15 protein-coding genes and 1 pseudogene are annotated in these 19,727 nt (G+C 61.1%); 5 read left to right on the plus strand and 11 right to left on the minus strand.

Features of this window, described 5'->3' with window-relative positions; genetic code table 11:
- The 6 genes from JYA52_RS11200 to JYA52_RS11225 form a co-directional block, all read right to left on the minus strand.
- Entirely contained in the window at positions 1–672 is a 672-nt protein-coding gene (locus JYA52_RS11200) for a CoA transferase subunit B (RefSeq protein ID WP_205653251.1), read from the minus strand.
- Positions 672–1,454 (minus strand): CoA transferase subunit A, encoded by a 783-nt coding sequence (locus tag JYA52_RS11205; protein ID WP_205653252.1) that lies wholly within the window; start codon positions 1,452–1,454, stop codon positions 672–674. Before JYA52_RS11205 ends, JYA52_RS11200 begins: the two co-directional genes overlap by 1 nt.
- 24 nt (positions 1,455–1,478) lie before the next feature.
- Positions 1,479–2,411 (minus strand): 3,5-dioxohexanoate:acetyl-CoA acetone transferase, encoded by a 933-nt coding sequence (gene kce / locus JYA52_RS11210; protein ID WP_205653253.1) that lies wholly within the window; start codon positions 2,409–2,411, stop codon positions 1,479–1,481.
- A 23-nt stretch (positions 2,412–2,434) separates the two neighbouring features.
- Positions 2,435–3,199 carry an SDR family oxidoreductase gene (locus tag JYA52_RS11215; RefSeq protein ID WP_205653254.1) on the minus strand — a complete coding sequence of 255 codons (765 nt, stop codon included), beginning with the start codon at positions 3,197–3,199 and terminating at the stop codon, positions 2,435–2,437.
- 27 nt (positions 3,200–3,226) lie between these two features.
- Complete coding sequence (locus JYA52_RS11220; protein ID WP_205653255.1) at positions 3,227–4,522, minus strand: MFS transporter; 1,296 nt, start codon at positions 4,520–4,522, stop codon at positions 3,227–3,229.
- Between the two features lie 152 nt (positions 4,523–4,674).
- Complete coding sequence (locus JYA52_RS11225; protein WP_205653256.1) at positions 4,675–5,733, minus strand: LacI family DNA-binding transcriptional regulator; 1,059 nt, start codon at positions 5,731–5,733, stop codon at positions 4,675–4,677.
- Between the two features lie 338 nt (positions 5,734–6,071).
- Between JYA52_RS11225 and JYA52_RS11230 the strand changes: the two are divergent.
- Positions 6,072–6,626, plus strand: a pseudogene (locus tag JYA52_RS11230) (enoyl-CoA hydratase-related protein).
- Between the two features lie 185 nt (positions 6,627–6,811).
- On the opposite strand, the gene JYA52_RS11235 reads toward JYA52_RS11230, so the two are convergent.
- Positions 6,812–7,186 (minus strand): DoxX family protein, encoded by a 375-nt coding sequence (locus JYA52_RS11235; RefSeq protein WP_205653257.1) that lies wholly within the window; start codon positions 7,184–7,186, stop codon positions 6,812–6,814.
- A gap of 46 nt (positions 7,187–7,232) precedes the next feature.
- Positions 7,233–8,285, minus strand: coding sequence for an LLM class flavin-dependent oxidoreductase (locus JYA52_RS11240; protein WP_205653258.1), 1,053 nt, complete (start codon positions 8,283–8,285; stop codon positions 7,233–7,235).
- A gap of 65 nt (positions 8,286–8,350) precedes the next feature.
- Between JYA52_RS11240 and JYA52_RS11245 the strand changes: the two genes are divergently transcribed.
- Positions 8,351–8,875: a MarR family winged helix-turn-helix transcriptional regulator gene (locus JYA52_RS11245; protein ID WP_240460208.1), complete on the plus strand. Its 525-nt coding sequence runs from the start codon at positions 8,351–8,353 to the stop codon at positions 8,873–8,875.
- 863 nt (positions 8,876–9,738) lie between these two features.
- Complete coding sequence (locus tag JYA52_RS11250; RefSeq protein ID WP_205653259.1) at positions 9,739–10,512, plus strand: hypothetical protein; 774 nt, start codon at positions 9,739–9,741, stop codon at positions 10,510–10,512.
- A gap of 1,352 nt (positions 10,513–11,864) precedes the next feature.
- Here the strand turns inward: JYA52_RS11250 and JYA52_RS23175 are convergent.
- Complete coding sequence (locus tag JYA52_RS23175; RefSeq protein ID WP_486303297.1) at positions 11,865–12,053, minus strand: CBU_0592 family membrane protein; 189 nt, start codon at positions 12,051–12,053, stop codon at positions 11,865–11,867.
- A gap of 540 nt (positions 12,054–12,593) precedes the next feature.
- A complete protein-coding gene (locus tag JYA52_RS23090; RefSeq protein WP_372433797.1) occupies positions 12,594–12,845 on the minus strand; it encodes an AfsR/SARP family transcriptional regulator in 252 nt (83 codons plus the stop codon).
- Positions 12,846–13,325: 480 nt separating this feature from the next.
- On the opposite strand from JYA52_RS23090, the gene JYA52_RS11260 reads away from it, so the two are divergent.
- Positions 13,326–13,514, plus strand: coding sequence for a hypothetical protein (locus JYA52_RS11260; protein WP_205653261.1), 189 nt, complete (start codon positions 13,326–13,328; stop codon positions 13,512–13,514).
- Positions 13,515–13,813: 299 nt separating this feature from the next.
- Entirely contained in the window at positions 13,814–15,259 is a 1,446-nt protein-coding gene (locus JYA52_RS11265) for a hypothetical protein (protein WP_205653262.1), read from the plus strand.
- Between the two features lie 1,056 nt (positions 15,260–16,315).
- On the opposite strand, the gene JYA52_RS11270 is transcribed toward JYA52_RS11265, so the two are convergent.
- The gene (locus tag JYA52_RS11270) at positions 16,316–19,255 is read right to left on the minus strand and encodes an AfsR/SARP family transcriptional regulator (protein WP_205653263.1); all 2,940 of its coding nucleotides are present in this window, start codon (positions 19,253–19,255) and stop codon (positions 16,316–16,318) included.
- Positions 19,256–19,727: the final 472 nt, after the last annotated feature.

Below are 19,727 nucleotides of genomic sequence, written 5' to 3' on the forward strand. Positions count from 1 at the left end.
TCAGATGGCGGGTTCGGCCAGGCGGCTGTCGACGGTGAAGTCGGCCTCTGTGGCGGCGCGGATGTCCTCGACGGTGACGCCGGGGGCGAGTTCGCGTAGCAGCAGGCCCTTGCCTGGCACGACGTCCATGACCGCCAGGTCGGTGATGATCCTGTTGACGACTCCCCGGCCGGTGTACGGCAGGGAGCATTCACGGACGATCTTGGGGCTTCCGTCTTTGGCGGTGTGTTCCATGAGGACGATGATCATGCGGGCGCCGTGGACGAGATCCATGGCACCTCCCATGCCTTTGATCATTTTCCCGGGGATGGCCCAGTTCGCCAGGTCACCGGCGGCTGAGACCTGCATCGCGCCGAGGATGGCAGCATCGATTTTGCCGCCGCGGATCATGCCGAAGCTGAGGGCGGAGTCGAACGTTGACGCCCCCGGACGCAGGGTCACTGTTTCTTTGCCTGCGTTGATCAGGTCCGGGTCGACCTGCTGGTCCTTGGGGTAGGGGCCGAGGCCCAGGAGGCCGTTTTCGGACTGCAGGGTGATTTCGACGTCAGCGGGGACGTGGTTGGGGACCAGGGTTGGAAGTCCGATGCCGAGGTTGACGTAGCTTCCGTCTTCCAGTTCCTGCGCTGCCCGGGCGGCCATTTGGTCCCGGGTCCAGCCTTTGCCTGTGACCATCAGTTTCCCTCTGTTCCGGTGCTTGTGGTTCGCTTCTCTATCCGCTTGGCCGCTGTTTCCTCCGGGGACAGGACGACGACCCGGTGGACGTAGACGCCGGGCAGGTGGATTTCGTCCGGGTCCAGTTCGCCGGGTTCGACCAGTTCCTCAACTTCGGCGATGGTGATCTTTCCTGCCATGGCGCACAGGGGGTTGAAGTTGCGGGCTGCGCTGTGGAATTTGAGGTTGCCGTGACGGTCCGCTTTCGCGGCCCTGACGAGGGCGTAGTCGGTGGCCAGGGCGTGCTCGAGGACGTATTCGCCGGGGTTGCCGTTGATGGTGAATTCTGCGGTGGGTTTGGCGGGGGAGGCGATGGCGACGGTGCCGTCGCCGGCGTATTTCCAGGGCAGTCCGCCGTCGGCGACCTGGGTGCCGACGCCGGTGGCCGTGTAGAACGCCGGGATGCCGGATCCTCCGGCGCGGAGCCGCTCGGCGAGGGTGCCTTGGGGGGTGAGTTCAACCTCGAGCTCTCCGGCGAGGTATTGGCGGGCGAATTCGCGGTTTTCGCCGACGTAGGAGGCGACGACCCTGCGGACGCGGCGGTCAGCGAGCAGGACGCCGAGGCCCCAGTCGTCCACGCCGCAGTTGTTGGAGATGAGTTCGAGATCGCCGGTTCCTTGCTCCCGGAGGGCGGTGATGAGCGCTGCCGGTATGCCGCAGAGCCCGAAGCCGCCCACGGCCAGGGATGCACCGTCGGGGATGTCTGCGACCGCTTCGCGCGCCGATGTGTATGTCTTGTCCACGTTGATTGTCCTCTTGTGCGCCGGTCAGAAGCCGACGTTGTCTTTGCCCTTGAGGCCGAGCATTTGCCGGGCTTCATCGGGGGTTGCGATCTCGAAGTTGAGCGCCTCGAGGATGGTGCGGATGCGGGTGACCTGCTCGGCGTTTGAGCTGGCAAGTTTGCCCGGTCCGATCCACAGGGAATCTTCCAGTCCGACCCGGACGTGGGAGCCCATGGCGGCGCCGATGGTGGCCAGCGGCATCTGGTTTTTGCCCGCGCCGAGGATGGACCATTCATAGTCGTCGCCCAGGAGCCGGTCTGCCGTGCGCCGCATGTGCATCAGGTCTTCGGGGTGGCCGCCGATGCCGCCGAGCAGGCCAAAGACTGACTGCACGAACAGCGGTCCTTTGGCCAGGCCGCGGGCATGGAAGTGCGCGAGGTTGTTCAAGTGGGAGATGTCATAGCATTCGAATTCGAAGCGTGTCCCGTTGGCGTTGCCGATTTCCAGGATGGTCTCGATGTCCTGGAAGGTGTTTTTGAAGACCAGGTCACGGCTTCGCTCCAGTCCTTCACGTTCCCATTCGTGGGCGAAGTCCTTGAACCGGTCCAGCATGGGGTAGAGCCCAAAGTTCATCGATCCCATGTTCAGCGAGGCCAGCTCGGGCTTGAACAGGGCAGCCGGTTGCATGCGTTCTTCGACGCTCATGTGGGGCGATCCGCCGGTGGTGATGTTGATGACCGCGTTGGTGTTCCGCTTGAGCTTGTCCAGGATCGGTTCGAAGTGCTCAGGCTTTTGGGAGGGCCGGCCATCGCGCGGATCGCGGGCGTGCATGTGGACGATGGCGGCCCCTGCTTCGGCTGCGCCGATGGCGGCGTCGGCGATTTCGTTCGGGGACACGGGAAGGTATTTGGACATGGAGGGCGTGTGGATGGCACCGGTGACGGCGCTGGTGATGATGACCTTGCGTGCTGCTGCCACGGGAAGATCCTTTCCTGGAAGTCTCAGTAGAGTTTTTCGGTGTTTCCGTCCACGGCCAGCGCTTGGCCGTTGACGTTGCGGGCCATGTCGCTGGCGGCGAAAACGGCCATGTTGGCGATGTCTTCGGCTTCGATCAGCCGGCCCAGAGACGATTGGTTGTGGTAGAGCGTGGAGACCTTCTCGACCGGTTCGCCCAGCATTTCTGCTTTGGCGGTGATGACGGCGTCGATCCGGGGTCCGTTGACGGCGCCGGGGCAGATGGCGTTGACCCGGATCCCCCCAGCTCCGAGTTCGATGGCGAGGGTCTTCGTCAGTCCGATGACAGCCCACTTGGAGGCCGAGTAGGCGCTGCGCCCGGCCATCCCCAGCCGGCCGGCCGCGGAGGAGAGGTTGATGATGGAGGCTTCAGGAGCGGTGCGCAACAGCGGCAGGGCATGTTTGATGCAGTAGAACTGGCCGTGGATGTTGACGTCGAATGTCGCCTTCCAGGCGTCACTGTCAAGGGTTTGGATGGGGCCGGTCGGACCTGCGATGCCGGCATTGTTGACGAGGATGTCGAGCCCGCCGAGTTCATCGCGGACCGTCGCCATGAGTACCTGGACCTGGGCTTCGTCGGAGACATCGCTGACGGCGGCGTGGAAGCCCTCGATCCGTGCCTTCTCGACGGCGTCCGGATCGATGTCGGTCACGAACACGGTCGCCCCAAGGGCTTTGAACTTGGTGGCGATGGCCAAACCGATGCCGTTCGCGCCGGCGGTGACCAGGACGCGTTTGCTGCTGAAATCCATGATGTTTCCTTGAGTCTTCGTAGGGTGTCAGTGGGCGGCGGGGGCGCCGTGGGGCTTTTCCGTGCCGCGTTTGAGCATGAGGGACAGCAGGGCTCCGATCGTGCACATGGCGACAATGAACCAGAGACCGGACAGTTTGGAGCCGGTGATGTCCTGCATCAGTCCCATGACGTACGGTCCGAGGAAGCCGCCGCAGAGGCCTATGGTGTTGACGAACGCGATACCTCCCGCGAGAGCGGCGCCGGTGAGGCGTGTTGCCGGGTAGGTGAAGAGGATCGGCTGCAGGGCGAAGAAGTTGAAGGCAGCTAGGCAGAAGCCGATCATGCCGAGCACGGGGCCGCCGACGGCGCCCAGGGCGAAGCCCGCGATGATGCCGATCATCGTCCCGGTGACCAGCAGACGTGAACGCTGCCCGGTGGTGGCGAAGCGCGGGACCAGCAGGGCGCCGGCGGCGGAGAAGATCCACGGGATGGCCGTCAGCAGGCCAATCTGGAGGGGGTTGAGCTTTCCGTAGGTGCCGATGATGGAGGGCAGGAAGTAGGAGAGCGCGTAGACGGCGATCTGGTGGGTGAAGTAGACCCCGACCACGAGGAGGATTTGCTTGTCCTTGAGTACGTCGCGCAGTCGGTGGTTGCCGGAGGCATCGGCTCCGGCTTTTTCTTCGGCGGCAATCCGGGCCTCAAGGTCCTGGGCCTCGGCGGGGGTGAGGAAGGTCGACTTGGTGGGCCGGTCGGGGAGTTTCTTCCATACAACCCAGGCGAGGAGACAGGCCGGCAGGCCTTCGATGATGAACATCCACTGCCAGCCGTGAAGGCCGGCGAATCCGTCGAAGCTGGTCAGCAGCAGGCCGCCGAGCGGTGCGCCGATGATGTTGGCGATCGAGACGCCGAGGAGGAACATGCCGTTCGCTTTGGCCCGGTCCTTGACCACAAACCATTGGGTGAGGAAGTACATGACTCCTGGGAAGAGGCCGGCCTCGGCGATGCCGAGGAGCATCCGCATGATGTAGAAGGACCACTCGCCCTGCACGAAAGCCATGCAGGCAGAGATGATGCCCCAGGTGATCATGATCCTCATGATCCAGAAGCGGGCGCCGACCTTGTGCATGATCAGGTTGGAAGGGATTTCGGAGAGCGCGTAGGTGAGGAAGAACAAGCCCGCACCGATACCGTATGCAGTAGCAGAGATGCCGAGGTCAATCTCCAGCCTGTCCTTGGCCATCCCGATGTTGGTTCGGTCCAAGAAGGCCATGATGTAGGCGGCGATGAGCAGAGGCATGATTTTGCGGAGGATGACGCCGTTAATCTCCTTAGGAGTACGCATCGTCATCGATGGTGATAGGGCTGACATGGCTATTCGTCCTTGAATGGTGGGGCCGTCCGGGTCGGGACAGGCGTTTTTGGGCGTGGGGAATCGAGGCGTGCAGTGCTGTGGCTGCTGGTAGAGTTTGCGGTTGTGGTTTGCGGGGCGGTTTCTCAGGACGGCGGTGCGTTGCAGCCGCAGGTCCTCCCGATATGCAAATGATGCGGGCAGATTAGGGAGCTGTAGGTGTTGGATGGGGATTCGATCCGTCGTAGCAGCATGGCGAACGCTTCGTGGGCCATTTCTTGCTGCGGCTGAACAATGCTGGTCAGGTTGATCAAACCTGAGCGGCTATGCGGAAGCCCGTCGCAACCGGCCACGGCCACGTCCTCAGGGATACGCAGACCCTGCGCAAGCGCATATTCCATGACGCCGATGGCCAGTTCGTCGCTGCCGCACACGACGGCCCGTGGTGGGTGAGGCGAGGAAAAGAGCCGTTCAGCGGCCAAGCGTCCGCCTTCGTTGTTCACCCGCGTACTGATTTTCCGTTCGCCGCTGATAGTGATGCCCGCCGCTGCCGCGGTACGGACAAAGGCCTGTTCCCGGGCCAGGGATGCCGTGGAAAACCGGGGGCCGATGACTGTGGCGATTTCAGTGAAGCCGTGGCTGAGCATGTGCTCCATCAACAGCGAGGCGGCCGCATCGTCGTCAATGCCCACGAAATCACCCTGCAGAAAGTCCGCCCTCCTCGATAGGCAGACATAGGGGATCCGGGCAGCACGCAGCGTGCGCAGAGCAGTGGCGTCCTCCCGCAGCGCGGCGGCCAAAATGACACCGTCAACGTTCCGGTTGGCAAGGGTCGCTGTCACTTGCGCCAGCGTCTCCGGATCATCCTGCGTCGTCGCAACGAACACCTCGTATCCGGATTCGGCTGCTGCGGTGATGATGCCTTGGGCCCACCGCGGAAACATGGGATTGATGATGTTCGGCAGTATCAGCCCCACCACGCGGGTCCTCAACGGGTCCGAAGACGAGGATGACTTACGAGGCCTGAACCCGAGTTCGTTAGCAACGCCGATGATGTGGCGCCGGGTTTCGATCGAAACTCCAGCCTTGCCATTCAGCACATAAGACACCGTCGCGGGGGAAACCCCAGCCGCACGTGCAACGGCGGCTGCCGAAACGGTCGAACGGCGTCCGCTGAGAGTTTCGGTGACGCGAGATTCGCTCATGAGCCGCCCTCCTTCCGGTGACATTGAACCGCCTTTTGTGACTTCAATTACAGTAGAAGTCGCTTACGACGTTAAGCAACGTTAAGTGATTTGCGGCCTGCAGAGGGAGCTCTTATTCAGGCTTCAGTCGCGCGAAGGGCGTCGCAGCCCACAACGGTGACCCCAGGTTTTTGGCTTTCAGGGCTGTGGCGGTGCCGATCAGCCCGAGGCCGACTGCTCTGAATACCTGGGCGGATATCCGGTGAAGCGGCTGCGCTGTGGGCAGGCGATTCTGGCCTTCGCGGCCGCCCGTGGTCGAGCGCCAGACTCGGACGAAGGATTCAGGCGAAGGGCAGAGCATGCAGCAGAACGAAAACATCATGGTGACGCTGAACCGGACGGAGGCACTCAACAAGGCGCTCTTCGACGAACTCGTCGCAGCCGTGTCCGGCATGGATGCAGACCCTGGGATCGGTGCCGTTGTAGTCACCGGTTCCGCCAGGGCCTTCGCCGCCGGCGCGGACATCAAAGAGCTGAAGTCCAAGAACTATATGGAGATGTACGCGACGGACTGGTTCCGGCTGGTAGAACATGACCCGCCTGCGCATCCCCGTGGGCCCGGCCGTGTCCGACTTCGCACTGGGCGGCGGCTGCAAACTGGCCGTGATGTGCTTTACATCATTGCCGGCCACAACGCCAAGTTCGGCCAACCGGAGATCAACCTCGGCGTCATCCCGGCATGGGCGGCTCCCAGCCGCGGCCCACCCATGCGGTCGGCGGGGCCAAGGGGATGGACATGGTCCTCACCGGGCGCTTTTGAACGCCGCGTCTTCCACTCGGTGTTGGCCACCGAGGACCAGAACGAAGGCATGGCTGCGTTCACGAAGAAGCGGGCTCCGGAGTTCGGTAGGTAGCCACCCTACTAACGGTGTGGGCTCGTCCCATTTTGGCCCCCTAGGGAAATGGCGTCGCGTCGTTGGCAACGGTCACGTGGGTATCTGCCGATCTGCCATGGGATGAGTGAAGGGAGGGTTGTTGCCGGATGGCTGATTGCGTTGGCGACGAATGTGATTGCTCGTTGAGGGAATCATTCCCTCCGCTAGAGGCCGTACGGGCCAAAGCGGGCAATGGCGACGCCAGCGGCAAGGATACCCAAAACGACGTTGATGATGACATTGGGCGTTTCGTGGCGTCGGCCATGAGTTGTGGCCGCGCCGGCCATAAGGAGGAAGAGCCCGGTGGCAGCCGTTGGCACCAGCACGGTGGCTATTCCCAGTAGAGCCGGCAGGATGAGTCCCAGGGCGGCGAGGATTTCGAGTGCACCGATGCGCTTGACGGCGGCGCCGGAGAAGTCTTCCACCCACCCTTGGCCGGCGGCCGCGAGCTTCGCTTTCGGTTGGGCGATTTTCATGATTCCTGCCGCCAGGAAGAGAAGGGCGAGTACGACGGTGATGATCCAGAGGACGACGTTCATGATGTTCTTCTTTCGTGAGGGACTGGGTTGTTCGGGACTGGGGCCGTCATGCGACTTCCATCGCGTGCCGGTGGTCGGCGAGTATTTCGCGGACCATCGGCACGACTTTGCTTCCGTAGAGTTCGACGGCTTTGAGTCGGGCGCTGATCGGCTGGGCCCCGGAAGTGAAGATGAGGTCGAAGCGACCAACGTCCAGCGATGCCACCGCGCGCGCGATTCTCCGGGCGACGGTCTCTGGTGAGCCGATGTACATCGAGCCGTTCTGGGTTTCGGCCTCGAAGTCTTCACGCCGGACGGGTGGCCAGCCGCGGAGGGCTCCGATGCGGTCTCTGACCACCTTGTAGTGGGGCCAGAAGATCTCTTTGGCTTCGTCGTCGGAATCCGCGATGAACCCGGGGGAGTGCATTCCTACCGGCCACGCCGTCGTGTTGAAGTCTGCGGCGGCCTGTTTGTAGAGGTCGATGAAGGGCGTGAACCGTTCCGGTTGTCCGCCGATGATGGCGAGCATCATGGGGAATCCGTATTTCGCCGTGCGGACCACTGACTGGGGTGTGCCGCCGACGCCTACCCACGTCCGCAGGCCACCCTCGGTCTTGGGGTAGACATCGGCATCAGCCAGCGGTGCACGCATGGTGCCGTTCCAGGTCACCGGTTTCTCTTCAAGGAGTTGTGAGAACAGCTCGATCTTCTCCTCGAAGAGCACATCGTAGTCTTTGAGGTCGTAGCCGAAGAGCGGGAACGACTCTGTGAAGGAACCCCGCCCCAGAATGACCTCGGCACGGCCGTTGGAGAGCGCATCCACTGTGGCAAATCGCTGAAAGACCCGGACGGGGTCATCGGAGCTGAGCACCGTCACGCCGGATCCAAGGCGGATCCGTGAGGTGCGCGTGGCCATGCCGGCGAGGACGGTCTCCGGGGCCGAGACCGAATATTCCGGGCGGTGGTGCTCACCGACAGTAAAGACATCCACACCCAGCTGGTCGGCTAGCACGGCCTCGTCGACCAACTGCCTGATCGCACGGGCGTGGCTGACTGGTGCGCCCTGGTCGTCAACAGGGACGTCGCCGAAGGTGTCCAAGCCAAAGATCACTTCGCTCATCGGTCTCCTCTAATTGATATGTCAATTAGAGGAGACGCGTCAATCATCACCCCGGTATGGTTGACATGTCAAGCGAAGACGAGGTGGTAATGGAACAGAGCGGTAAGAGTGCCCGACAGAGTCCTACTCCGGACGAATTGGCGGTATGGCGCGAGTATGTGGAGACGGCAGAGGCGATACGTCAGGCTTTGGCGGCGGGGCTGCAGGCCACCTCCGGCGTATCCCCGGGTGACTATGCCGTGCTCCTGGCCCTGAGCGAGTCTGAAGGGCACCGTTTACGGTCCTCGGCTCTGGCCCAGGGTATCGGGTGGGAGCGCAGCCGACTTTCGCATCATCTAGGTCGTATGGAAAGCCGGGGGCTGATTCGAAGGCGCAAGTCGGGTAACGATAGCCGTGGAGCAGTGGTGGAGCTCACCGACGACGGAGCACGGACTTTCCGTGCTTCTTCAGCGCCGCATCTCCGCCTTGTGCGCCGGTTCTTTGTCGACGCCCTTACGCCCGAAGAACTCGAAGCCGCTGAGAAGGTTGCAACGAGTTTGCGCCGCCACCTGAAAGAACTCGCCCAAGCAGCGGTCGTTGCAAAGGCTTAGGCAAACGCCGATAAGGGAGATTCTGTGAGGCAGGGGGAGTGGGGGACTAGAGGGTGTTGTCAGAAACAGGTGCCTGAGGTTTCCCCCTCATGATCAGGCTCATGTCACCAGCCAACACACGAAAGATTGTCGGGCACGCCGATGTGGAAACCGTGCAGAAACGTCCGTGCGCAACGCATTCTTTCGCCTAGTATCCTGAGACACAAACCGGACTCAGCCGGGCGCCGAAGCGCGTACGCAAAAAATTTGACACTATCCAGTATGGTCAATGATCAAGGAAGCAGCGCTTTCTCGCAGCGCAGAATCTGGTTCTGCAGCAATCAAGAACCGGAGTTGCAGGCTGGCCCATGGCTCTGAATCTCCTTCGCAATGGTCTTCGGCACCCTTGACTTGCAGGTGACACGGAAGTTTCGGGAATATCGGTTACAGCCCAACAAAGACCTCCGCTTGCCGCAGGGGTTGTGCTTTGCGGACGCGGGTAAAACACCGCTGGCGTTCCGTGTGCACAGTCAAATTTGGAGCGGCTGCTACCTTGGGAAATAGATACCAACGTGGGCAGTTGCGCGTAGCCAAAGACCTATTGACACGACCCGCATCATGATTCTTATAGGCAACTGGCACAGGGCGCGTCATCGTAGCCAATCAGTTAGTAACGGCACACCGGCATCCTGCCTGAACAACCTTCGAACCTGTGCAACCGCAGGGGTTTTTCTCATTTAAGTACCGAAAGGAGCAGCTACTACACCCCCAGGCCAGCCTCAAATAAGCACCAATCGAAGGACCGTCTCCCGGACGGTCCTTTTCTTTTGCGCTTTTCCCATCATTCCGGGCCTCGCAGACGCCCTCAGACACAGGAGGTAACCGTGAAGTCACACCCATATGCACGCTTCATCAACTGGACCGCGGCGACTTACATCGAAGAGCGCCGACCGGGCACCGGGCAATCTCAGGCGATACTCACTTGGCTGAGGGCCTATGGTATTACCGCCGCAAGAGTCGATGCTGTCCTGCGGCTTAGCCACGAGCACGCGGCCACCATGCCCAACGCGCTGGTCATGGACACTCTGGAGCTCAGCAACTCAAAGGTCCGCCAAACGCTGAAGGACGAATATCTCCTCGACGCACTGCTCCACACCTGGAGCGCCCTGGCCGACATCTACGGCAAAGCAGGTGCCCCCGCCGACCGAGAAATGGCCAGGCTACTGCTCCTCGCCGAAGCCGGACACGCGCTAATCATGGCACAAGGCATGAGTTACCCCGGAGCAGAGACATTGCTCAGGATGTACCGGATGGAGACCGAACTGCTGGACCTTTCCCAGATCCACAAAGGCACACCGGGTTTCAAAAATGTCGGCAGGCTCCTTCAGGACGTCAAGCGGCAGAGAAAGGTGCTTCCAAAGCAACCAACTCATGTGCCGGCCCCGCAAAAGCAGCAACGTATACAACCGACTGCACCGCAAAAGAAGACTTCGCAACCTTCGATAAACCAGCGCTCCGGAACCTCCGCTGCTTCCCACGACGAAGATCGACTCCCTGACCTCCCGACGAGCGATCGGCGCTGGCATAACCCCTCCGACAACCTGAACTATGGACTGTTCGGAAACTGGCGCGACCATTGGGACAACACGTTGCCCTGAGAGGCCAAAAGCATGTGACTCCAACAGATGTTGACCTGCGTATCGCGGCCGAAGCCCGAGCGGCCCGCCGCCGGAGCCATCTGGAGTGAAATCGGGCGCATCCTCGGCATAACGAGACAAGCTGCCCAACAGCGGTTTGGGGCCGTCGAGCGACAAGAGGATGACCTTACCGGCGATGCAGAGTCCATGGTCTCTACTGACGTCCATGGACCGGAGTTGTGAGTCACTATCGGGACTATAGGAAGCGGGCCCCGACCTGCAATCAGAAGCACGATTCTCTCGTCTAACGAGCGATTGGATGAAAGGCCGATAACCATCGTTTCGTCGTTCCGGAACGCGCTGGGCATCGTGGCTGTTCAATGCTCGATAGGGCGACGTTCTGGTCATGGCCTTGTCGGTCTTTTCGCCCATGAGATGTTCGAAGGAGGTCGCAACGCTATGACGTTCATTGAACCCCAGTCCTCGGCTTGCTCCGCACATCAATGCCCGGTCAGGGTCGCGGGTCGGATTCCGCGTGGCCCCGGAAAAGTGGTGGCACGAGGCGGAACGATGGCGTGCGGTGGAGAGGCATTCTCCATGTTCGAAGGATTGCATGAGGCCGATCGGTGCTGCATCCAGTGGGTAAAAAAGAGGGTGTGCACAATGTGCACACCAGGGGCTTCGGATTCGGTTGTACTGGCGGCGGACCGGTTCGGATTGGGGATGTTTTCGGGGAGGGGCGGATTCTCTGGGGGAGGAGCCCGGTTCGAGTCCTACCTCGGGCACAGCATGACCCCTCGTCAGAGGGGTTTTTGCTTTAATGTGTGGACATTGATTTCCGCGGGTCCCTCTGACGCCGTCCGCGTTGGCCTGTGAAGTTGTGCGGGTGGCGGGGTCAGGGCCTCGTTGCTGGACCCTCCGCCTGCTGGAATCTAGGGTTATGTGTCATCCTTTCTTGCGCTCTCCGGTGGCCAGTTGTTGGCCGTCACTCATTCATGGCCACGAGTTGTGGTGAGGACATGACCAAGCGGAATTTTCTTCGGGAATCTTCCTCGGATGGCTGCCTTCTGCGGGCCATGCAGAGTCCGCTCATCGCGTGTTTGTCCGGCCAAAAGGGGTGTGCACATTGTGCACACCCACGTGCGCGGGCGGCTTTTGGACCTGTATTTTGGTCCCTTCCGCCTGGTTCTGCCTTCACTACTCCATGAAGTTCTCTGTTAGGCGACATGATTTTGCGCCCGGATCGTCGGTGTCGTTGGACGTTTCCTGTAGGGGGAACCTCTATCTGTGGCCGGCGTGCGAGCCGTCGACAGCGCGAAGGTGTATGGGATCCGGACTCTTCTTCCGGTGCAGTCCTGGTTTTGGTTGATCCGTCATGGCCGGTCCGTGTCTGGACGCGCGGCTACCTGTGGTGGCGCCGTTATTACGAGTGCGCCTGAGGCCAGCATATTTGCTGCCTGAAAACGGCGGCCTACTTGGAACCAGCCCATGGAAACCGAAAGGTATGCGGTCAGCATGATTGCAGCTCCTGCCCATCCGACAATCTCGGTTACTAACTGCATTGCTCTCCTGCTTGCGCCCCGCCTGAGTGGGTGGACAGGGGGTTAGCTTGCTGCTGAATGCAAGGGATTTCTGTGAGTAAAACAAGCATCGTCGAGTCATTCGCTTGCTCAGCCCTGCTCGGCGGGCGAGGTCTGCCATGTTGGTGGGTGTGCGGCCTTGTTCCTGCCCGTGGGCGAGAACCGCATTTACGCGTTGAATCGCCCACACGGGCACTGATTGGTTGGTCACGGATGTCCGATTTCTAGGGTCTGGGAACATGAGTGGCGGGTTGATCCAACGTGAAGGCAGGGAGCGGGTCGTTGCTCCATTGCCCGCGCAGCGTCTTCCAGACGCTATTACGCCTAGCTCCGGTGTCAACAGCGGGCGGATGCGAGATCTGCACCTATTCGCCGTACATCAGAGAGGTAAGAAGCCTGCCCATGCCCTGATTAGGGTTCTTTGGAATGCAGTCCGCAGTGGCGTCGCACTCCTGGTTTTGAGCAAGGTACAGGTAACAGTTAGCACGTAGCCGCCGGACCGGCTGGCCAGCCGCTGGGAGCTCATGCCCTTGATCGATCAGGATCCAGCATGCGTCGCAGATTCGCGATATACACCTGCAACTGAGGACCCGGCTTGGCTGGCGGGTGGTCGGCCCACAGAGCCTCGACTAAGAAGTCAGATGTCACGATCGAGTTTGCCCGTAGGGCGAGACACTCCGACACGATTCGCTGCTGACCGGCACCCACGGCGACCGGCGCTCCGCCAACGACGACTGCCAGCGGGCCCAAGGCATGTATCCAAAGTGCACCCATCGCATAGCACCCCTCACCGACCGGTCGCTCCCCAGATCCGACGTGCCCCGGGCCGCGCGCTCTGGCTACACCGCCCGCTAGCGCCTGCCCTGACGCTCGATCACGGCTTGAAGGTCTGGCCGTTTATCCCCCATCATGCCTCCGCGACACGCAGAGGGTCCAGAGGGTCCAGAGGGTCCAGCCCACCACTTTGTCTACTACAGCTTGTCTCGCAAAGGCTGGCGCAGGCTAAGGAGCAAGGCGCCAAGCTGGACGGCCCGGCGGCATACCGGATCAGACGATTAAGCGGGTGCGCTGCGCTGGAGGAATCAGCGCCCATTGGTCTATGAAAGGCACGCCCTGCTGGGCGGAATCCCGGCGATTAAGGATCGATTAAGCCCTCGGCGCAACCCTTGGACCACAAGCCAGATACATATCCTCCGAAAGGAAAACACATCATGTTCCGCAAATTACATGAGGATCTATCGGAACGGCGTCCGGATGGACACGACCAACCTGGATTACCGGAGAGCCGTGATCGTCCCCCAGCGAGGCAAAGCGCCGTTCCTGGTGGGAGCGCGCGACCTGAGTTCGTTTTTTCAAGGTGCCATAGGCAAAGTTGCAATCTCAGGCAAAGAATTATCCCGGATGCGCATCGAGCAGCACTTCTCCGTAATGACGGGGCGATGAAGAGTTGCCCTCGAATATCTAGCTCGCGCGGCCTGTCCGCGGAACGCTCCAGTACGGGAGGGGCGCAGGACACGAACTAGGCGGCTAAATCTAGAAGGAGAAGTAGAACCCTCAGCGAAGAGCGCAGACCTACAGCCAGCAACAGTGACATCGAACGCGATAACGGAACCCTCGACGCTGCAATTTCCGTCGGACGGCTTTGCCTAATGACGACGAAACGAGATGCTGCACGGCCCTCAGGAGCCACGACAAAGGCCTTGGGAGCCCTGCAGTCCCGCACAACAGTAAAGAAGAGAATCATGCATAAAAAGCTTGCCGCCGTGGCTACAGCTTCACTCATTGGAGTGGGAATAAACTTTAGTGTCGTCTCACCCGCCACCGCATTCAGTGTCAATGGACATGAGAATATTACAAGGACGGGGCTCCGTGGCCCCTGGCTTCCGTGGGAGCCCTCATTTTTAAATCTCCCCGCCATTGAAGACATCAATAATGAGCACTCTTGGATGGACAAAGGCTTCCCTTCAAACAACGGAACACAAGATGAATTTCATTTCGACGACTGCGAATTTGATAAATCAATCTCCCGCATCAACGGGCCATGGAGTAACCTCTTCGGGCCCACCGGCGGATATGCCGGGGCAGTCACTGCTCTCAAGAACAACAATCTCTTCAGTGTCGGAGATGACTTTGGAAGGATCTTGCACGCGGCACAGGATCTTTATAGCCACTCTAACTGGGTGGAACTGGGATACCCCCGAAGCGCAGGAAACGTAAGCGTGAACGACCTTGTGCCCTTTAGCCGTCGTGGACCGATCGGATCTTCTTGGACCATTCCATCAGGAGGAACCGTCGTCTCCAACGACATCATTCTCGCCAACGATGACTGGTCGCCCGGCCCGGGTTACACCGTGCGTAGGAACGGTGCAGGTCCCTTCCAGTCCGTCCTCTACGATCCCCGAGGCAATCGAGTGGGGCGCCTGCTCGAGACTGGCAAAGGCTGGGCTGACCATGAATGTGACATCGCATGGACCGGATATTCCGGCTTCCGGCACGATGATACGAGGGTCGGGAACATTCTCATTGAGGAGGGTTTGAACAAGGACGGCCCTAGCGCCTCCGTGCAGAAGCAACTCAAGTACGAGAAAGCGCATGCTTTGGCCGTCCTCCAGTCCGGATACGAATGGTGTCGGCTGGTGGCAAAGGCAGGGGCAGTGGACCGTGACGGGCTGCTTCTGGCCATGTGGGTTCGTCCGGGTTCCGATCCTCACCCGGCCAAGACACCCTGTGCCCCGAGCAACATAACTTCATCGGAACATCGCGTGACCGTCACGGTTGAAAGCGTCAAGATCCTATCGGATGGCGAGGATTCGGGAAATGGAGAGATCCTATTGTCCGCAGCCCTCTACGACAACCCGCAAGCCTTCCATCGGTCAATCCACCGCGAAAACAGGGGCGGGGCGATGTCCCTGAATGCAGGCGCATTCGTGCCAGCCGGCCAGCTACCGGAGCCAATGACTATGTGTGTGAAACGAGGCACGAATGTGAACTGGGCAATGCACGGCTGGGATAACGACGATAGCGCATCGGACAAGTACGGTCGGCTCTACGACGACTGGGGAGATGATGACGAACTGCTAGTAGGAGGGACAACAAAGTTCTCCAGCGAATCGTCCGGAACGAAAACACTGTCCTGGAAGGACCTGTCAGTCCGCATCCGCATAACCCAAGGCGCAAGTTGTTCATGAGTTTTTTGAGGGGTCACCAGCCTTGCAAGCCACCCTACGCATGGTCAGCATCACCACGCATGTGAACAACAGTTAACAGAGGGAGCCCACGTACCAGTGGGCTCCCTCGCCGCGTAAGCAGCGCTCGGGCCGTCTCACACTGCCACCCCTTGGTCGTCGGATTTGCACATCCCAACCTGACATCAGGTTGGGATGTGCAAATTTGTCAATGCGTTCGGGAGGTCATTAGTAGCTGGAGGAGGTGCCGCTGCTAGGAAGTTCTTTATTTTCGGTGGGGCGCCCGTCTGTTGAATGCTCCATCCTTAGCGGGGCGACGTTACTCAAAACTCTGGAAAGGTGAACAGATTCGATCAGTCAGAGCCTTGTCAGGACAAAAAGCCAAGCTCCTTCAATCGGGCGAGTGCAGCCGTTATTCGAGGTGCTCAAAAAGGCCATTTCGGGGTATGGACGATGTCCAAACTCTCTTGGCTTCGGTGTCGGGGCCTACATCGGCCGGATTGGCTCGGATTGCGTATGTTTTCGGGACTTCCCACTGTTTGCAAGGGCTGGAATGCGGTTCGAGTCCCACCTCGGGCACGTTTTCCCATGTCAGGGGCCCTTTTTGGGCCTCTTACCGTGTGGACAATCCACACCCTGTCCGCGGGTCTCTTATGACGTATATCGGTCACTCCGTGTTTGTCGGCGGCCGTTCTTGTGGCCGGATGCCTTCCTTCCTTGAGGTTCGCCGCTTTTCTGCCGTGTTACTGCTTCATGGGCCCTTATGTCCGGGGCGACATGACTGGGCAGGTTCCGGGGGAGTGGTGCTCCGCTGAGTGGTCTTTTTCTCCATACTCATTCATTTCGCTTGCGTAGGATGGCTACATGACAACGCCACCGCGCATATGTGCCACCGGCAACTTCAGCGCTCCTCCTTGACCTAGAGAAAGATGGGCAGCGAAGCCACGCTCTTGGACGCCGCAGACGACTTTGAGATTGAGGGCCGAAACTGACAGTCCTTTGAATGCCGCAAAGGCATGATCAGGACAAGCGGCTACACCTTCAGATTCCGATCAAGTGTCAGGCCCACGGTGCAGGGCTCAGGTCGCTGGCTGTTGGCAGGTTGAGGGCTGAATGAAGGCGTTGTCCGATGGAGGGCTCCTGTTGGCGGCTCTCCTGTTTGGTGAGGATCACCTCGTTGACAATCTGGGTGAGTGTCAGCGCCTGTCCACCTGCCCACGCCAACCCGAAGGGGATCGGACCGACCTCGGCACGGGCCCTTGCGATCATCGATTCGATGCGTCGCTGTTCTGCGGCGAAAAGCGGAAGCCCTCGGTCTGTGCGGTGAGCATCGGCGGCCGCCAGCACGCGGATGGCCTGCTCGACGCGGTGCTGTTCGACGTAGACGTCGGCAAGTGACTCGAGGGAAGCCACGAGGTTGCCCTGTGCGCCGAGCTCGAGTGCTTCGCCGAGTGCCTCGTACAGCAGCTGTTCTGCGGTGTCGTAGTCGCCGGCTTGCTCGGTGCTGTCGGCCAGGTTAACCAAGGTATTCCCGAGGAGCGCCCGATCGCCGAGCGGTCGGGCACGTTCGACGCATTCACGGCAGAGGTCAAGGGCTTGGGCGTGGTCGCCGGCGTAGTGGGCCAAGAGACTCAGAATTATCAAAGCAGCGATGCGGGTGCGGGGGCTGGCGTCCGGCAGCGATAGTGCTTCTGCAGCGAGTCGCTTAGCGGTTGTTGTGTCGTCTCGCTCGGCCGCCTGCGTCGCGAGGCACATCGTGGCCCAGGCGACACCTTGGTAGTTGCCGGCGCTCTGGAATGCCTGGCGCGACCGGTGATGAAGGGCTGCGGCCTCATCGTGGCGGCCGAGCAACCAGCATAGGGTGGCTGTTCCACTGAGTGCGGGACCTTTGAGTGACGGCGGAGCATCGGGCGCGCGGGCCAGCAGCTTCAGGGCGATCTCGCATTGCTCGGCCACGTCCCCGGTGAGCTCCCAGTAATGCCAAAGGTGTCCGACGAGACCCAGCGCCAAATCAGTCGAGCCATCCGGTGCGGTGGCCCACAGCAGTGCTCCGCGCAGATCCGGGGCATCGGCGTGCAGCAATCGGAAGGCGTCCACTTGATCCTGCCCCCACAGCTTGGGGCCTACATCCTGGGCGAGGTTGAGGTAGAACTCGGCGTGCCGACGCCGTACCGTTGCCGTGTCGTCAAGCGACCTGAGGTGGTCGCGGGCGAACTCCCGGATTGCATGGAGCATGGATACTCGGCTTGCTCCTGCGGGGTCTGTGTAGCGGCGCAGCAGGCTATGGCGTGCGAGTGCGTTCAGCAAGTCTTCGGTCGCCAATTTTGCGTCGGGAGCCAGCCCGCGGATGCTGTTGACTGCCGCTACGGTCGGATCGGCAGCGAAGACGCCGAGCTGATCGAAAAGTTGCCGTTCAGCTTCACCGAGCAGCTGATGACTCCACGCGATCGTTGCCGTGAGGGTTCGCTGGCGATCAGGAAGATCGCGGAAGGCTGCCGGAAGGGCGGCAAGACTTACCTCTAGGTCGTCTAGGAGTTCGCTTTCGCTGCGATGCCGCAATTGGGCTGCGGCCAGTTCGATGGCGAGCGGAAGACCGTCCAGGCGGCGACACAGCCGGGTCACGACCGCAGCGTTGTTGCTGTTGAGGTTGAAATGCGGACGGACGGCCCGGCCGCGGATTAGGAAGAGTTTCACCGCTGGCACATCCTGGAGCAAGGGCGGCGAGAGCGGCGGGTCGAGTGGAGGCAGAGCCAACGGCGCGAGCTCGTATTCGTACTCGGCGCGTAGCCCGAGAGGTCGTCGGCTGGTGGTTAGGATACGCAGGCCGGATGCGGCAGTGAGCATGTCCAGCACAACGGGCCACGCCCCTTCCAGCTGTTCGAAGTTGTCCAAGACCAACAACAGCCGACGGGAGCGCAGGAATCCAGTCACGATCTTCAGCGGATCGGCGCCTGCCCAGTCCTCCAAGCCGAGCGCGGCCGCTATCGCGCCTGGCACTTGCTGGATTTCAGTGAGGGGGGCGAGGTTGACCCAGCACACGCCATCTGACATTCGCGCGCCGAGCGTTCCTGCCGCCGCAAGGGCCAGACGGGTCTTGCCGGCCCCGCCCGGACCCGTGATGGTTACGAGCCTGCAGCCATCGGTTAGATATAAGGAGCAAAGCGCATCGCGCTCGGCGTCCCGCCCAATCAGTGGCGTGAGTTCGGCCGGAAGGTTGTCCAGTCGTTGCCTTGTCCGGCGGTGCCCATCCAGGGCGGGCGCTGCGAGCGACACATCCTGTTGCAGCACCGACCGTTCCAAGTGTCGCATGCGTGGACCGGGGTCGATACCTAGCTCGTCAATGAAGACGCGGCGGGCGTCACGGCACGCAGCCAGGGCATCTGCCTGCCGATCCGAACGGTACAGAGCGAGCACAAGCGCCGCCCACAGCCGCTCCCGAAACGGCTGCCCGGCCACTAACGACTGCAACTCGCCCACCAGGACGCCGTGCCGACCGAGCGCGAGCTCAACTTCAATCAGGTCCTGGTAGACATCCAGCCGGGACTCCTCCAGTTTGTCCAGCTCGGGCCGGAACAACTCGATGTCAGTCAGGTCAGGAAATACCGGCCCCCTGAAAAGCTCCACTGCCTCGCGGAGACAATCTGCGCCTGCGGCCAAATCCGCGGCCTGCACCGCCAACTCACCGGCCTCAACGAGGGCACGGAACCGCAGCAGGTCAAGCTCATCCTCGGTAACAGTCAGCACGTAGCCGCCCGACCGGCTGGCCAGCCGCTGGGAGGGCACACCCTTAGATCGAGCGGGATCGAGCATGCGTCGCAGATTCGCGACATACACCTGCAACTGCGGGCCCGGCTTCGCGGGCGCGTGGTCCGCCCAGAGAGCCTCAACCAGGAAATCGGATGTCACGACTGAGTTTGCTCGCAAGGCAAGACACTCCAACACTATTCGCTGCTGAGCAGCACCCACGGCGATCGGAGCACCGTCGACGACGACCTCCATCGGGCCAAGGGCCTTTATCCAAAGCGCACCCACCGCGCAACACCCCTCACCCACTGACCGCTCTCCCCACGCCGCCCTACTGGCCTGGTCTAGCAAAGCACGTCGATGTGGCGACGCCCGCCCCAGCAGCAGCTGCCCGGAACCGCTCGGAATCTGAGGGTCTGGCCGCTTCGTCCCTATCATGCCTCTGCGGCATGCAGAGGGTCTAGTGCACCGGAGAGGTGCACGCTAGCCGCCACGATCGTTTCAGACATGCACCAACGCGACCGATCTATGCCAGCCGTCCGACTCCACAAGCTCGGGCAGCCATCGCGGGTGGATTAAGGATCGATTAAGTCCTCCGCGCGACTCTTAGAACACAAAGCACCACCGTCCACACCGGACCTAACGATCTAGAGGGGATCCTGATCATGAAGCGAATAGAAGCATCCAGGATCCACAACAGTCAGCGGATTCACGCACTGGCCAACAA

The organism is Arthrobacter pascens, from assembly GCF_017052465.1.
Classification (GTDB): domain Bacteria; phylum Actinomycetota; class Actinomycetes; order Actinomycetales; family Micrococcaceae; genus Arthrobacter; species Arthrobacter pascens.